Origin of the sequence: Streptomyces sp. NPDC020299, from assembly GCF_044387825.1 — a bacterium.
Lineage (GTDB): Bacteria > Actinomycetota > Actinomycetes > Streptomycetales > Streptomycetaceae > Streptomyces.
Genome location: NZ_JBIRWL010000001.1, coordinates 120,612 through 134,751, shown reverse-complemented (window position 1 = coordinate 134,751; position 14,140 = coordinate 120,612). Strand labels below are relative to the sequence as shown.

The following is a 14,140-nucleotide window of genomic DNA, read 5'->3' as shown; positions in this document are numbered from 1 at the left end:
ACCCCCGCCCGCGCAAATCCCCGCCGTGTGACCCCCCCCCCCCCCCCCGCGCGCCGGGATGGCCCCCCCCCCCCCCCCCCGGGTGGGTTTTCCCCCCGGCCCGCCCACACCCCCCTTCCGTGTGTGCGCCCAGCATGGGTGATTGCTTGGGGGTGGAAGTCCCTGGGGAAAGAGGTGGTGCTAGCCCCGAGCCGGGAGTACGGGCGGGAAGCAGTTGACGATGTCTGACAGCTGCTGGTGCAGCCCCGACACGTATGCGGCCTGGCCGCCGCGGGGCTTGATGTCCAGCACGACCCAGGTGCCGAGTAGTCCTACTGCTCTCGCTCGACCAGAGCGCGGCGTTCCTCGGGGGCGACGTCGTCAGACGCGACGCCGACGACCTCGACGTCAGCTTCCGTGGGCTCGGGAGCGATCCTGTGGGCGCTGGCGAACCCGAAATGATGATCGTGGCGTAGCTCTGCCGGCGCCGGAGGGCAAGGTCGGGCACGGCCAGCGATCGGGCGATTCGGGGAACGTCCGGCCGAAACGGAGGGGGAAAGAGGCGCCCCTTCGCAAAGGGGCGCGGGGCGTACGGACTCAGACGAGCCGCTTACGACCCCAGAAGAAGAGGAACGCCACGACACCGGCGGTCAGGGCGAACAGGATCGACGCCCCGAACCACTGCATGGCGTTCATCTGCGACATCGGGAGGTACTGCACCGACCAGCCCACGACATCGGCCTTGTCCAGGCACACCTGCCGTGCCGCGTCGGTCTGCGACCCCGAACAGGTGCTCCAGCCCACCAGATCCCCGCTGCCGGTGACATACGACTGGTCGATTTCGTAGGCGCCGTGGGGGAGCGACGGGTACGCGTCGACACCCTTGTTCGTCGTGGCCGCGACGACGTTGCCGAGCGACGGCAGGAAGTAGCCCCAGACGAGCTGGAGGACGACGGTGAAACCGAAGGTGACCACCATGGCCGTCAGCGTGCGCCGCAGCACCACACCGATCGCCACCCCGCCGAAGACGGAGAAGAGGGTGAGGGCGACAGGCACCGGGCCCGTCGTGTTGAACGCGGCGCCCGAGGTCCAGTCCATGACCGTGACCGTGACATCGGACTTGACGGGGTTCCACCACCAGCCGAACACCGCCGACAACACGCCCGTGCTCACCACGACCACCAGTCCGGCCAGCGCCAGCTTCGTGGCGAGCCAGCGGGTCCGGCTCATGGACTGGGCGGCGACCAGCTTGGCGGTGCCGTTCTCCAGGTCGCCCGCGAGGAGCGGGGCGCCGAGGAAGACACCGAGCAGGATGGGTATCGCCTGGAGACCGATGGAGACGAAGGAGAACGCGTCGTTGTACTGCTGGAACCTGCCGCCCGTATCGTCGAGGCTCTTGCCGGGATAGCCGTAGCCGTCTAGGAAGTCGACCAGCTGGCCGCGCTGGTAGACGATCCAGGCCACGGAGAGCGCGGTGGCGGCGAGGATCGCCCAGAACCCGGCCCGGTGCTGGCGCCAGACCAGCCAGGTCATACCGCTGAGTCGGGGGCGCCGGTTGGCCTCCGTGGTGGTCGCGTTCAAGGTCCCGTCGGTGGTCCCGTTCATGGTCCCGTTCTTGCCGTCGCTCGTGGAGCCGGTCGAGGTGCTGGTCGAGCTGCGGGTGAAGGTGCTCATGCCGCCACCGCCCCGGTGCCGAACCCCTGGCCATGGACCTGGGCGGTGGGGGTGATCAGCGGTGGTGCGTCGGGTGAGCGGAGATAGGCGAGCAGGAGTTCCTCCATGTTCGGGGCGTCCGTCTCCCAGGGGCCGATGACCGGGCCCTCGGGGCGGACGAGGGCGGTGAACTGCCGTCCGCTGGTCCTGGACTCGACGAGGGTGTGGTGCCCGAGGGCGACAGGCACACCGTCGCCCTCCCTGGCCCCGGTGACCAGGGTGTGCACGGACTTCAGCTCGTCCACGTCACCGGCGAGACGCACTCCGCCGCCGGAGACGACGACGAGGTAGTCGCATACGTTCTCCAGTTCGGCGAGGACGTGGGTGGACATCAGCACGGTGGTGCCGTGCTCGGCGGCCTCGGCGAGGAGGATGCCCATGACCTCGTGGCGCACGACCGGGTCGAGGTCCGACATCGGCTCGTCGAGCAGCAGCAGGTCGGGGCGCTTGCCGAAGGCGAGGGCGATGGCGACACGGGTGCGCTGACCACCGGAGAGGGTGCTGATCTTCGCCTCGAAGGGCACATTGCCCGCGCGGATGATGTCCTCGGCGGCGCGCTGGTCCCAGCCGGGGTTCAGCTCCCGGCCCAGACGCAGGGTCTCCGCCACGGTGAAGCGGCGGAACAGGGGCTTCTCCTGGGCGAGGAACGCGGTACGCCGGCCGGCCTCCGCCGAGCCCGGAGCCTCACCGAACAGGCTGATCGAGCCCTGCGTCGGCTCCAGGACATGGGCCGCGATGTTCAACAGTGTGGTCTTGCCCGCCCCGTTGGGTCCCACCAGCCCGCAGATCCGGCCCACCGGGAGCCGGAAGGAGCAGTCCCGCAGCGCCCAGCCCCGCCGGTAGCGCATCCCCAGTCCGTACGCCTCGATCGCCGGTTCCCCCGCGTACATGCGTTCACTCACGTGTGCTCCTAGTTGTCGTGGCCCCCGTGGACCCCGTTGTCGTGGCCCCCGTCGCCGCCGTGGTCCCGGCGGCGTACTGCTTCTCCATCGCCGACGCGACCAGCGCGGCCACGTCCTCCTGCTCCAGACCGGCCCCGGCCGCCTTCGACATCCACGCCACCAGCTCCGCGTACAGCGGCGAGTCGGTGCCCGTCTCGGGGCGGCCCAGCGTGCGGCGTACGAAGGTGCCCTGGCCCGGTCGTGGTTCGACCAGGCCCTCGCGTTCCAGTTCGCGGTACGCCTTGAGTGTGGTGTTCGGGTTGACCGTGCTGGTCTCGGCGACCTCCTTGGCGGTGGGCAGCCGGTCCCCCGGCACGAGTACGCCAAGCCGGAGGGCCTGCTTGGTCTGCTGCACGATCTGCTGGAAGGCGGGGACCCCGCTCCGCCTGTCGATGCGGTACTCCACGATCACCACCATTCCACTACCTGATTAGTGGAATGATGATGGAGGGGTGCGAGGGCGGTTGTCAATGCCGACCGGGGACGAGGAGAAGCGGGCGGGAGGTACGCTGACCGTCTTTTTTTGGGACATCAGCGGACAGGGAACAAGACATGTCCGGCAAGAGACGCCTGATGGTGGCGCTCTGACGATGGCCCTCATGGCCGGGCTTGACGCATGCGGAAGCGGAAGCGGGCAGAACGACAACCCATGGGAAGGCTCCACCGTCAGCGGGGGCAGCAGTGGCCAGCGCGACGAGGTCCACGACGACGACCAGGGGGCACCGCGCCGGACACCGCATCGGAGGCGGCCGCCGCCACTGGACTCTGCGACGCCGTCCGCCACGTCTCCAGGAAGACCACCAAGGTCACGCGCCCGCACACGGTCAGGAAGTGCACGTCCACCACGGGCTCCCGGAAGTGCAAGAACGTCCGCAGCGGCACCGAGACGCACACCCGGATGATCCGCCAGGAGCGCTGGCGTGAGCCTGAACGACGTGGACGGCGACACCTCCAGGGGCGCCGTCTGGTACCGGGTCACCCACGCGACCTACACCAAGGCCGCTGCCACGGACCGGCTCGACCTCATGAAGTTCACGCCCGAGGCCACTGACTGCGTCCAGTGACACCCCCGCTCCCCCAAAAGGAGAGGCCACCCCCCTCGGCCTCTCTCGGGTTCCTCATCGCTTCCTTCTTGCCCCACGCCCAGGAGGTTCGCCATGCCCGCACCCAGACGGCTCCTGGCCGCAGCAGTCACCGCTGCGACCCAAGGCGTGACTCAGATCACAGAGCGAGAGATGGCCCTGTTCGTCACTTACTGCCAGACTGACATTTAGTGTCACAGTAACTCGCCCCCCAGACGAACCCGGAAGAGCTGATCATCATGCAGACCACGAGTCCCCAGGAGGCGGCAACCGACATGCAGACGGCAGGCCAGCGGAAGCAGAGGTCGGCGCTTGAGCAGGCGGGCGGCACCAAGGGTCTTGTCTTCTCGGCACTGCCCCCCGTGGTGTTCGTCGTCGCCAACAACGTCGGCGGACTCAAGGCCGGCGTCGCCGCCGCCCTACTCGTCGCCTTGGGCATCGCGGTACAGCGGCTGACGCGCAAGGAGTCGATCCAACCCGCGCTCGGCGGCCTGTTCGGCGTGGCGATCGCGGCCGGCATCTCCTGGTACACAGGCTCCGCCAAGGACTTCTTCCTCATCGGCATCTGGGCGAGCCTGGCCGGCGCCGTCGCTTTCGTCCTTTCCGTGCTGCTCCGGTGGCCCCTGGCCGGCCTGATCTGGAACTCGGCAACCGGCAAGGGCACCGTCTGGCGGGAGGACAAGCGCTCACGGCTCTACTACGACATCGCCACCCTGGTACTGGCCGCCATCTTCGGCGCCCGGTTCGCCGTCCAGCAGTACCTCTACCAGGCCGACGAGGTCAGCTCGCTGGGCTTCGCCAAGATCGCCATGGGCTACCCGCTCCTCGCCGTGGGCTTCCTGGCCGTCGCCTGGGCCGCCCGAGCCTCCAACAAGCGGCTGAAGGCCATGGGCCTGCTGCCCGCCCAGCGCGCCTGACCGGCGCCCTCCCCGCTCCTCGTCCGTGCCGGACGGGCCTCCGCGGCCCGTCCGGCACGCGCGTCCGCACCACGGAGCGACCACGGCCATCCCCAACAGACTCCCCACGCACCACCTGAGCAGCCCGCGGGTGAGCCCCTACGTCGGCACCGCCCACACCCGACTCGCGTACAGCTCCGACCTCCCGCTACGTCGGGGAACCGCTGAGGGCCCCGCACGCCCGACATGGCGCCCAGTGCACCGTCCGGACGACCCAACCTGCCACTTAGCGACACAGCGCCATTTGTGGCGTTTGTTTCCGCGGATGTATGACGAGGTGACCCCATGCAGGTGAGCAATCGCGCCGGACCCGGGATGAGCGAGCAACGACGCCGCCGGATCCGGTTGGAGATCTCTCGAGAAGCCTCGCGTCTCTTCTGGGAGCAGGGCGTCACCGCGACCAGCGGCGACCAGATCGCCGAAGCGGTGGGCCTGTCGACGCGCACCATCTGGCGCCACTTCCGCAGCAAGGAAAGCTGTGCCGAACCGATCATCTCGCACGGCGTCGAATGGGAGATGGCCGCCCTGCGACGCTGGCAACCCGAACTCTCCCTCGAAGACCATCTAGCCGCTGAGATCAGCAGGTACGCCCGCGAAGCCGACAGGGTGGAACGCGCCGACGACGCGCTCGCGGTGAAAATGATCGCGCTCGCCGACAGGGAGCCCGCTCTCCGCACGACCTGGCTGATGGCCTGCGACCAGATGGAACGCGAACTGGCCGGGATCATCGCCGGCCGGCTGAACCTGCCTGCCTACGACATCAGGGTGCAGGTGCACGCGGCGGCCGCCTCGGGAGCCCTACGGGTCGTCAACGAGGAGATCGGCGATGCCCTGCTCGGCGGTGCCGACGCGCGCCGATTCGCCTACGTGCATCAGCTCCTGGCCCAGGCGGTCCGCAACGCCACGGGGGGAGCCGTGGGGGACGCGGCCACGACCTGAGATCCGTTCCCGACACACCACCGGGTCGCCGCCTCAGCACCACGGCGCCGTGATCACGTGCCCGGGGCCACGGCCGCATGGCGGGGTGGCCGACCTGCTGCGGCATGCCCCGAAGTGCTTCGTTGCCCCGGACTCGATGGGCTCGCTGCCGGACGTGCGTATCCCGAGCGCCTCGGTGAGGGCCTGGCAGGCGGCCCTCGATCCTGTCGCGGAGAACTGCTGGACCGGCCAGTGCTCCGAGGGGGAGACGGTGTTCCCGGTGCCCGGGCGGAGGCCGTGCCGTCCAGCCCGGGGAATGCCGAGCGCCCGCGATGAAGTCGACTTACTGACCTTCGAAGCGTGGTGTCGGCAGGGCTGACGGTCCATGATCCCTGCGGTACGCCACGTGCATGAGGTATGCGCAAGGAGGCGGGCTGACCGACGAACGGCGAGTCTTCCGCGAGCAGTTGCGGATGGCGGCGGCCGGGCGGTTCCGGCAGGGCGACGAGAACACGGTCATCGCTCACGACCTGCGGGTCAGCGTCCGGTCGGTACAGCGTTGACGCAAGGCTTGGTCGCAGGACGGGACCGGAGCCCTGGCCTCGAAGGGCCCGGCATCGCTGCCACAGCTCAGTGACGACCTGTTCGCCGTGCTGGAGCGTGAGCTGGCCAAGGGGCCGGTGGCACATCCGCGCGAGTACGTCGCGGACGACGGTGAGGGTCAGGCGCCAGGTCGGGGGCGGGAAAGCCAGACCGCGCGAAATGGCGCGCGTCAGCCGCAGCCCACTGACGACGTCAACTCCGCACAGCAAGAAGGCGGACGGGCCTACGCCGGCCCGGCAGCCGGACACCCCTTCTGCCTCCGGTCAGCCCGAGCTTCATCGCGTGCCCGCGCCCGGTGCTGCGCCCAGAACTCGGCGTGGTGTGACCCAGCATGAGCTTGAGTGTGCCGTTGCGGCACAGTGTTGACTCCGACCATCGCTGATCAACATCGCTGCACAGTGTCTGACGCGGTCGTGACCGGCCGGCCGAGACCCGCGCGAGGTCGTGGCCGGGGCGCCGATGACCGAGGCGTGACGTTGGACGTGCCGCGGACCTGCCCCCTTATCGCTCTGATGGGAGCACTCGTATGGGTATCACTTGGGAAGAGTACCGGGAGCACGACGCCGTCGGGCTGGCCGAGCTGGTGAAGTCCGGAGCGGTGAGCCCGGTTGAACTCCTCCAGGCAGCGATTGCCCGTGCCGACGCCGTCGAGCCGACGATCAACGCGATCCGCCACCGACTCGACGACGACGCCCGTGCCCGCGCCAGCAGCCCGCTGTCCGGGCCGTTCGCCGGCGTCCCGTTCCTGATCAAAGACTTGGGCCAGCATCTCGCCGGGGTTCCGACCGGCAGTGGGAATCGATCGCTGGCACGCTTCCCGCGCCCGGAGACCTCCACGGTGGTACAGCGTTGGCTCGACGCCGGTCTGGTCATGTTCGGCCGGACCGCGACCTCCGAGTTCGGCGCTCGCGCGATAACCGAGCCGGTCGCGGGGGGCCCGACCCGCAATCCCTGGGACCTGTCGCGGACGCCCGGTGGGAGCTCCGGCGGGTCCGCGGCGGCCGTCGCGGCCGGAGTCGTCCCGGTCGCGGGCGGGAACGACGGCGGGGGTTCCATCCGGAATCCGGCTGCGGCCTGCGGGCTGTTCGGGCTCAAGCCGGGGCGTGGCGTCGTCCCGTCCGGGCCGGACGTCGACGAGGTCTTCCACGGCGCCGCAGTGCAGGGCGTGCTGTCGCGCACGGTCCGTGACTCCGCCGCGATGCTCGACGTCCTGGCCGGCTCCGCACCGGAGGGCCCGTACCGGGTGACTCCGGCGGAGCGACCGTACGCCGACGCCGTCGTCGACGACCCACGCCCGCTGCGGATCGGGCTGACCACGGTGTCCCCGCTCGGCGGACCGGTTGACCCGCAGGCCGCCGCCGCGGTTCTGGACACGGGGGAGTTGCTCACCGGACTCGGGCACGTCGTGGAGGAATCCGCCCCGGCCATCGACGGGCAGCGCCTGGCCACCGACTTCCTCACGACCTGGTTCGCGATGGTCGCCGCCGAGGTCACGGCCGCAATGGAGTTCACCGGCTGCTCCGAGGACGACTTCGAGATCGGGACCCGGATGATGGCTGTGATCGGCCGGCGCCTTTCGGCGCCGGAGTATCTGGCCACGCAGTCCCGCTGGCACCAGCACACCCGGGCGCTGGCCGCGTTCCACGAGCGCTACGACATGCTGCTCACCCCGACCACGGCCCGGCCGGCGTGGCCGATCGGCGAGTTCGATCTCGCCTCGCCGGTCCGGCTCGCCGCACGGGGGGTGCTGGCCGCCCGGATCGGCGGTGTGCTGGGCCGGATGAACCTCGTCGAGAAACTGGCCGTCGCGAACCTTGAGCCGGTGCCCTTCACCCAGCTGGCCAACGTGACCGGGCGTCCGGCGTCGTCGGTGCCGCTGCACCGGACGTCGAGTGGGCTACCGCTCGGCATCCAGTTCGTCGGACGTCCTGGTTCGGAGCCCGAGCTGCTGGCACTGGCCGCGCAGTTGGAGAGGGCGCGGCCGTGGGCGCATCTCTGGCCGTCGTTGTCCGAGATACCCTCCGCGGCCTGACGTCTCTCTTGGTACGGACAAAAATGTCGGCCCAGCCGTGCAGGCACCCTTCGAGGCCATCCTGAACGACTCGAAGTCACCAGCCCGGGCCCGATCGTGATGCCGATCGTGAGAGCCAGAGACAGGACTTGACCGTGCCGTAGCGGCACAGTGTTGGCTGAGAATCATGAGCTGGAGTACTCGGGAGATCGCTGAGCTTGCCGGCACCAGCCTGCGGGCGGTGAGGCACTACCACGAGGTCGGGCTGCTGGAGGAGCCCGAGCGCCGCGCCAACGGCTACAAGCAGTACGGCGTGCCGCACCTGGTCCGCCTGCTGCGGGTCAAGCGGCTGGTCGATCTCGGGTTCTCGCTGAACCAGATCGCGGAGACGGTGGACAAGGGCGAGCACCCCGGGCAGGCACTGCGCACGCTCGACGCGGAACTGGCCGCGACCATCGAGCGGCTGCAGCGGGCCCGGCTCGAACTCGCGGCACTGATCGAGCAGCGTGCCCCTGCCGACCTGCCTACGGAACTCACGCCCGGCGAATCAACGGTGCTGTCCGAGACCGACCGCTCGCTCCTGCTGGTCATGACCCGGTTGATGAACGGGGAGCAGCTACAAGCCTACGGTGCGCTGGTACGCAATCTGCCTGCTCACCCGATCAATCGAGAGTTCGACGAACTGTCCGCTGACGCCGGCGAGCACATCCGCCAAGACCTCGTGGAGCGGATGGTGCCCTACCTGCGACGGCTGCGGCAGGACCACCCGGACCTGCCCGACCTGTACGCGGCCGCCTCGAAGGGGAAGGAATTCGTTCGAGAGACCATGGAGACGGTCCTGCGTGAGCTGTACAACCCGGCGCAGCTCGATGTCTTGCACCGGACCCACGTGATCGTGGACGAGTCCACCCAGCTCCGACAGGAGCGGAACGCTACCGAACTTCGTTGACCGCGCCGGTCTCCGGCTCCATGCCGTCGCCGTAGACGGCCGCACCCGTGAGCGACACGCAGGAGTGACCATGCAGTCCCATGCCCATGCCCATGCCGATGCCCGCGACGCAGTCAGCGCTGCCTTGCTGGCTGAGCTGCGGTCCAGAATCCCTGCGGGCCGCGTACTCACCAACGGACCGGAGTACGCAAAAGCAGTGGCGTTGTTCAACGCAGCGGTCGATGTCCGTCCTTCTGTCGTCGTGCGGTGCGCGACAACCGCTGACGTGCAGGCCGGGATACGCACGTCTCGCAACCATGGGGTGCCGATCTCGGTACGCGGCGGGGGTCATGACTTCTGGGGGCGGGCGTTCCGTCCCGGCGGACTGGTTCTCGATCTGACTGACATGCGGAGAGTTCAGGTCGACATCGGCCGCCGTTTCGCGACGGTGGGTGGCGGGGCGCTCTCGTCCGACGTCGTAACGGCCGCCGAGCGGGCGGCCCTGACGGCGGTCACCGGAACGGCGGGCGCCGTCGGCATGGTCGGCCTCACGCTCGGCGGCGGATACGGCCCTCTGATCGGGCAGTTCGGGCTCGCGGCCGACAACCTGCTCGGCGCCGAAGTCGTCCTGGCCGACGGTTCACGAGTGAACACCGACGCCGATCATCATCCGGACCTCTTCTGGGCGTTGCGGGGCGGCGGCGGCAACTTCGGTGTCGTGACCTCGGCGCGGATCCGTCTGCACCCCGTGCCGACAGTGGTGTCGGGAACCATCTTGTACCCGATCGTCCAGAGCGCCGACATTCTCGCCGACCTCGGTGGAATCCTTCAAAACAGCCCGGCCGAGCTGACGGTGGACGTGGGGTTCCTTCCCGGCCCGGACGGGAAGCCGACGGTGTACGTCGCGCCGACCTGGTCGGGGGACATCGAGGTGGGGAACGCCGAGAACGGGCCGGTGCGTGCCCTGGCCAGACTCGGTACACCCATCCTGGCAGAGATTGCACCGGTCGCCCGTTCCGCGGCGCTGGCCGCGACGGACGCCATGTTCCCACCCGGGCGGATGGGCGCGATTCGCACGCGCACCGTCAAGAGCATCTCCGGCTCCATCGCGACCGTCCTGGACCGGGCTGCCCAGGAGTTCACCTCACCGTTCTCCGCGATCGTGTGGCATCAGTTCCATGGTGCCGCCGCCCGTCTGCCCCTCGGCTCGGCGGCTTTCGGCCGGCGCGAACCGCACCTGATGGTCGAGCTGATCTCATTGTGGGAGGGCGAAAGCAAGGGCAACGCAGGTGCCGGCGATGGTAGATCCCCGCACCTGCGCTGGCTGGAAGAGCTGCACGCGGCGCTTGAGCCGTTCTCGTTGCCGGGCGGCTACGTGAACTTCCTGGGGCCGGAGACTCCCGACCAGGTCGCGGAGTCCTACGGGCCGAACACCGAGCGTTTGCTCGCCGTGAAGTCTGCGGTCGACCCGGACTCCGTCTTCGCCGCCACGCCGCTCCCCAGCGAGCGTGCCGACGCCGGTTCCAGGCCCGTGTGAGGCGTGGAACCGGAGCATCCGGGGGTGCCGGCGGTCCCGCCGGGGAACGGCATCGGGTCGTCGGACATTGGTCACGTTGGCCTCGGGCTTTCACCAAGGGGGCCGTCCGACGGGTGATCAGATAGCCGGGGAGCGCTTCTGAGAGGGCGGTTCGTGACCCTTTGGGTGTTCTGTCGTCGCCTGTTGGTGTGGGTGCGGGTGCGGGCGGAATCCGCTGATCCGCAGCTGGTGGTCTGTTGGGGGGGGCGGGGTGAGTGAACGCAAGCCGTACCCAAGCGACTTATCGGATGGGCAGTGGTCGTTGATCGAGCCCGTGATCACCGCGTGGAAGGACCGGCATCGTTCGGTGAGCGGTCATGAGGGCGCAGATCGTGAACGCGATCCTCTACCCGAGCCGGACCGGCTGCCAGTGGGCCTACCTCCCCAACGACCTGCCACCGAAGAGCGCGACGTACTACTATTTCGCCGCCTGGCGGGACGACAGGACTGACCAGGTCATTCATGAGCTCCTGCGCTGCCAGGTTCGCGGGAAGGCCCACCGATTAGAGGACGCGACCCTGGTAGTGACATCGTGACCACGAGTACGGCTCGGCAGTAAGTTCAGAGAAGCCTGCCTGACCTGCCCGATGTTCGTCACCACCCCCGAGTTCCTGCCGCAGCACCGCGAGCAACGGCAGCAGCTGCTGCAGATCGTTACTGCCGCCGAGGCCCGCGGGCAAACGCGGGTGGAGATGGACCGACAGGTCCTGGGCAACCTGGAGCAGATCATCACCACCCTGGAATCCGACCCCGATCTGCCGGAGGCTACCGCTGATGCGAGCTGACAACAGTCGGCACATCGCCGATGCGGCCCGACAACGCAGCGAATACACCCGCTCCAAGGCCGTCCAGGCACTCCGCGCTCTCGACGCCGCGGGCGAACCGGTCACCTTCGAGACCGTCGCAAAACGGGCAGGTGTTTCCCGTTCCTGGCTCTACGCGCAACCCGACCTGCGAGCCGAGATCGAGCAGCTGCGGGCAGTACAACGCCGAGCACCGACATCCCACGTCCCTGCACGTCAAAGGGCCTCCGACGCCTCACTGCGGCGGCGCCTGGGAGCCGCCAACGAACGCATCCAGCGTCTCACCGACGAAAACCGGCAACTGCGCGCACACCCTCGCCGGAGCCCTCGGCGAACAACGCGCCGCGAGAAGTCACACAAGCCTGCGGGGCGCCGCATCGATCCACGAGGACGTCGACATTGCCGACCCTGTCCAGCCTCAGCAACCCATTCGAGAGAGGGAGCCGTAATCTGATGATGACGGGCACGGATCAGTCCGTCACCTGACGGCGGTGGCAGCCCAGCGGGTGGGCCGGATCGTAGACCGGCCGCACCGGCAGCAGGGTCGCGAATTGGTCCCAAAGCGGTTCGGTTAGCCATGAGGGAAGCGCAGGCACAGGTCTCCCAGTGATCACAGAGTGCCATCACTGCAGTTCCATGAGGATGTCGGCGCGGGCGTAGTAGTCGGCCACGGGGAGACGGTCGCGGGTGATCCTGACGAACCCCGCGTCCTCGTAGAGGTGAAGGGCGGGGGCCAGCTTGCTGTTCGTGCCGAGGAACAGCCGGGCCCCACCGAGTGCCCGGGCGCGGTCGATCGCTGCGGCTATGAGTCGGCGGCCGATGCCGCGTCCTTGCGCGGCGGGAGCCACGGCCATCTTCGCCAGCTCGAACACGGCGTCCGGATAGGCCAGAAGTGCGACGCACCCAACTACAGTGCCGCTGCCCGACTCGCGCGCCATGAGCACGTCGCCGCCCGGGCCCACGATGCGGCCGAACGGATCTCCGAGAACGGCCCGGTCCTCTTCCTGCAGGGTGAACAGGCGCGAGATCCACTCCTCGTTCAGCGCGTAGAACGCGTCGGCGTCACTCTGTGAGCCGATCGAGGAGACCATGGTCGGGGCAGAGGTGTGCGGCATGAGAAGGGTTCCCTTTCCGGTGTGGCTTCCCGTAGCCTCCGGCTTCACTCACCCATATGTCCAATACACGCCTTGACCTCTATCAATAAGCTCGAACTATGGATCAGCGAATCGAGCTCCGTCATCTGCGGTACTTTCTGGCTGTGGCTGAGGAACTGCACTTCGGCCGCGCCGCCCAGCGGCTGCACATCGCCCAGCCCGCCCTGTCCCAGCAGATCAGGCAGCTTGAGAAGATCGTCGGCGTTGAGCTGTTCCGGCGGACCTCTCGAAGTGTCCGCCTCACAGAGGCGGGAGCGGCGTTCCAGCCAAGGGCCCGGAACCTTCTGGACCGTCTGGCGGCCGACCTCGACGAGGCCGGGCGTGTCGGCCGAGGTGAGGCCGGCCGTCTGGATGTCTCCTTCATCACCTCCGCCACCGCGATCGTCAGCGAACACCTCCGTGCATTCTCCTGCCGCCGCCCGGACGTCCAGGTGAAACTTCACGACGGTTTCACCACCGACGTCCTGGCGGCTCTGGAGCGGGGTACGGCCGACGTCGGGATCGTGCGGGACGCCGAGGAGCGCGACGACATCGACCTTTCCCTGCTGGCATCGGAACGGTTCGTCGCCGTCATCCCCACAGAGCACCCCGCCGCAAGGGGTGACCGTGTAGAAGCAAGGGCGCTGGCCGCTGACCCGCTGATCCTGTTCCCGCGTTCAGCAGGAACTCACGCGTTCGACATGAACACGCAGCCGTTGCGGAACGCCGGCATCGACGTCCAGGTCGCGCAGGAGTGCTCGAACTGGCACACCATCATCATGTTCGTCGCGGCCGGCCTCGGCGTCAGCATCGCCCCCTACAGCGTCACGACGCTGCTCCCCGCAGGCGCCCGCAGGCTCGAACTCGACGGGCCTCCCACAGTGAGCCGGATCTTCATGGCCACCCGCCGAGGAGACGACCGTCCTCTCCTGCAAGCCTTCATCGCAGCATCTGAGTCCATCCCTCTCTTCGGAGGGAATCCCCGCCTTTAGGCGGGGAGGGAATCCGATCTCAGGGCTGCTCTGACCCGCAGGTTACGACGGACGTTTTTGCTGCTCGATGTACTGACGGACGATCGACAGCGGAGCTCCGCCACATGATCCGGCGAAGTAGGAGCCGGACCAGAACCGGCCGTGCATGATGAAGCGGTTGACGCGGCCGGTGAACTCCTGGCGCAGGTAGCGCGAGGACACGCCCTTGAGCGAGTTGACCAGGTTCGAGAGGGCGACCTTGGGCGGGTAGTGCACCAGCAGGTGGACATGGTCGCCCTCCCCGTTGAACTCGATCAGGTCCGCGCCGAAGTCCGTGCACACGTTCCGCATGATCTCCTCGCAGCGCGTCAGCATCTCGTCGTTGAAGACCTCACGCCGGTACTTGGTTACGAAAACCAAGTGGACATGAAGGTTGTAGACGACGTGACGGCCCCGGCGGATATCGGTATTCGGTTCCCAGCGTGGTGACATACACCAAGCGTAGTATGATCGACGGACTCGACCG

At 68.4% G+C, this 14,140-nt stretch carries 15 protein-coding genes and 2 pseudogenes; 11 read left to right on the top strand and 6 right to left on the bottom strand.

The features are described 5' to 3' along the window. Positions 1-576: 576 nt before the first annotated feature. From ACH45E_RS00620 to ACH45E_RS00610, 3 genes are read right to left on the bottom strand one after another with little or no spacing between them, the layout of a single operon-like run. Positions 577-1,653 carry an ABC transporter permease subunit gene (locus ACH45E_RS00620; RefSeq protein ID WP_361457143.1) on the bottom strand — a complete coding sequence of 359 codons (1,077 nt, stop codon included), beginning with the start codon at positions 1,651-1,653 and terminating at the stop codon, positions 577-579. Next, positions 1,650-2,582 (bottom strand): ABC transporter ATP-binding protein, encoded by a 933-nt coding sequence (locus ACH45E_RS00615; RefSeq protein ID WP_361457149.1) that lies wholly within the window; start codon positions 2,580-2,582, stop codon positions 1,650-1,652. Before ACH45E_RS00615 ends, ACH45E_RS00620 begins: the two co-directional genes overlap by 4 nt. A 4-nt stretch (positions 2,583-2,586) precedes the next feature. Next, positions 2,587-3,051 (bottom strand): GntR family transcriptional regulator, encoded by a 465-nt coding sequence (locus ACH45E_RS00610; RefSeq protein ID WP_361457140.1) that lies wholly within the window; start codon positions 3,049-3,051, stop codon positions 2,587-2,589. Between the two features lie 502 nt (positions 3,052-3,553). Here ACH45E_RS00610 and ACH45E_RS00605 point away from each other — a divergent pair. From ACH45E_RS00605 to ACH45E_RS00560, 10 genes and pseudogenes are all read left to right on the top strand, one after another. Further along, positions 3,554-3,697: a hypothetical protein gene (locus ACH45E_RS00605; RefSeq protein ID WP_361457137.1), complete on the top strand. Its 144-nt coding sequence runs from the start codon at positions 3,554-3,556 to the stop codon at positions 3,695-3,697. A gap of 257 nt (positions 3,698-3,954) precedes the next feature. Further along, on the top strand, positions 3,955-4,632 hold the full coding sequence (locus tag ACH45E_RS00600; protein WP_361457134.1) for a DUF3159 domain-containing protein: 678 nt from the start codon (positions 3,955-3,957) through the stop codon (positions 4,630-4,632). A 324-nt stretch (positions 4,633-4,956) separates the two neighbouring features. Further along, positions 4,957-5,610 carry a helix-turn-helix domain-containing protein gene (locus ACH45E_RS00595; RefSeq protein ID WP_361457131.1) on the top strand — a complete coding sequence of 218 codons (654 nt, stop codon included), beginning with the start codon at positions 4,957-4,959 and terminating at the stop codon, positions 5,608-5,610. A gap of 389 nt (positions 5,611-5,999) precedes the next feature. Beyond that, complete coding sequence (locus tag ACH45E_RS00590) at positions 6,000-6,152, top strand: hypothetical protein (protein WP_361457128.1); 153 nt, start codon at positions 6,000-6,002, stop codon at positions 6,150-6,152. A 566-nt stretch (positions 6,153-6,718) separates the two neighbouring features. Then, positions 6,719-8,224, top strand: coding sequence for an amidase (locus ACH45E_RS00585; RefSeq protein WP_361457125.1), 1,506 nt, complete (start codon positions 6,719-6,721; stop codon positions 8,222-8,224). A 166-nt stretch (positions 8,225-8,390) separates the two neighbouring features. Beyond that, positions 8,391-9,152, top strand: a complete 762-nt coding sequence (locus ACH45E_RS00580) for a MerR family transcriptional regulator (protein WP_361457122.1) — start codon at positions 8,391-8,393, stop codon at positions 9,150-9,152. 70 nt (positions 9,153-9,222) lie between these two features. Continuing rightward, positions 9,223-10,668: an FAD-binding oxidoreductase gene (locus tag ACH45E_RS00575; RefSeq protein WP_361457120.1), complete on the top strand. Its 1,446-nt coding sequence runs from the start codon at positions 9,223-9,225 to the stop codon at positions 10,666-10,668. Positions 10,669-10,918: 250 nt separating this feature from the next. Further along, positions 10,919-11,234 (top strand): annotated as a pseudogene (locus tag ACH45E_RS00570) (transposase); the annotation flags it as partial. Between the two features lie 60 nt (positions 11,235-11,294). Then, positions 11,295-11,492 carry a hypothetical protein gene (locus tag ACH45E_RS00565; RefSeq protein WP_361457117.1) on the top strand — a complete coding sequence of 66 codons (198 nt, stop codon included), beginning with the start codon at positions 11,295-11,297 and terminating at the stop codon, positions 11,490-11,492. After that, positions 11,482-11,964, top strand: a complete 483-nt coding sequence (locus ACH45E_RS00560) for a DUF6262 family protein (RefSeq protein WP_361457114.1) — start codon at positions 11,482-11,484, stop codon at positions 11,962-11,964. Before ACH45E_RS00565 ends, ACH45E_RS00560 begins: the two co-directional genes overlap by 11 nt. 19 nt (positions 11,965-11,983) lie before the next feature. On the opposite strand, the pseudogene ACH45E_RS00555 reads toward ACH45E_RS00560, so the two are convergent. Together ACH45E_RS00555 and ACH45E_RS00550 are read right to left on the bottom strand one after the other, a co-directional pair. Further along, a pseudogene (locus tag ACH45E_RS00555) lies at positions 11,984-12,106 on the bottom strand (IS5/IS1182 family transposase); the annotation flags it as partial. Positions 12,107-12,133: 27 nt separating this feature from the next. Beyond that, positions 12,134-12,625 carry a GNAT family N-acetyltransferase gene (locus ACH45E_RS00550; protein ID WP_361457111.1) on the bottom strand — a complete coding sequence of 164 codons (492 nt, stop codon included), beginning with the start codon at positions 12,623-12,625 and terminating at the stop codon, positions 12,134-12,136. A 98-nt stretch (positions 12,626-12,723) separates the two neighbouring features. Here ACH45E_RS00550 and ACH45E_RS00545 point away from each other — a divergent pair, with 98 nt between their 5' ends. After that, positions 12,724-13,635, top strand: a complete 912-nt coding sequence (locus ACH45E_RS00545) for a LysR substrate-binding domain-containing protein (RefSeq protein ID WP_361457109.1) — start codon at positions 12,724-12,726, stop codon at positions 13,633-13,635. Positions 13,636-13,677: 42 nt separating this feature from the next. On the opposite strand, the gene tnpA is transcribed toward ACH45E_RS00545, so the two are convergent. Then, positions 13,678-14,106: an IS200/IS605 family transposase gene (gene tnpA, locus ACH45E_RS00540; protein ID WP_361457106.1), complete on the bottom strand. Its 429-nt coding sequence runs from the start codon at positions 14,104-14,106 to the stop codon at positions 13,678-13,680. Between the last annotated feature and the right edge of the window lie 34 nt (positions 14,107-14,140).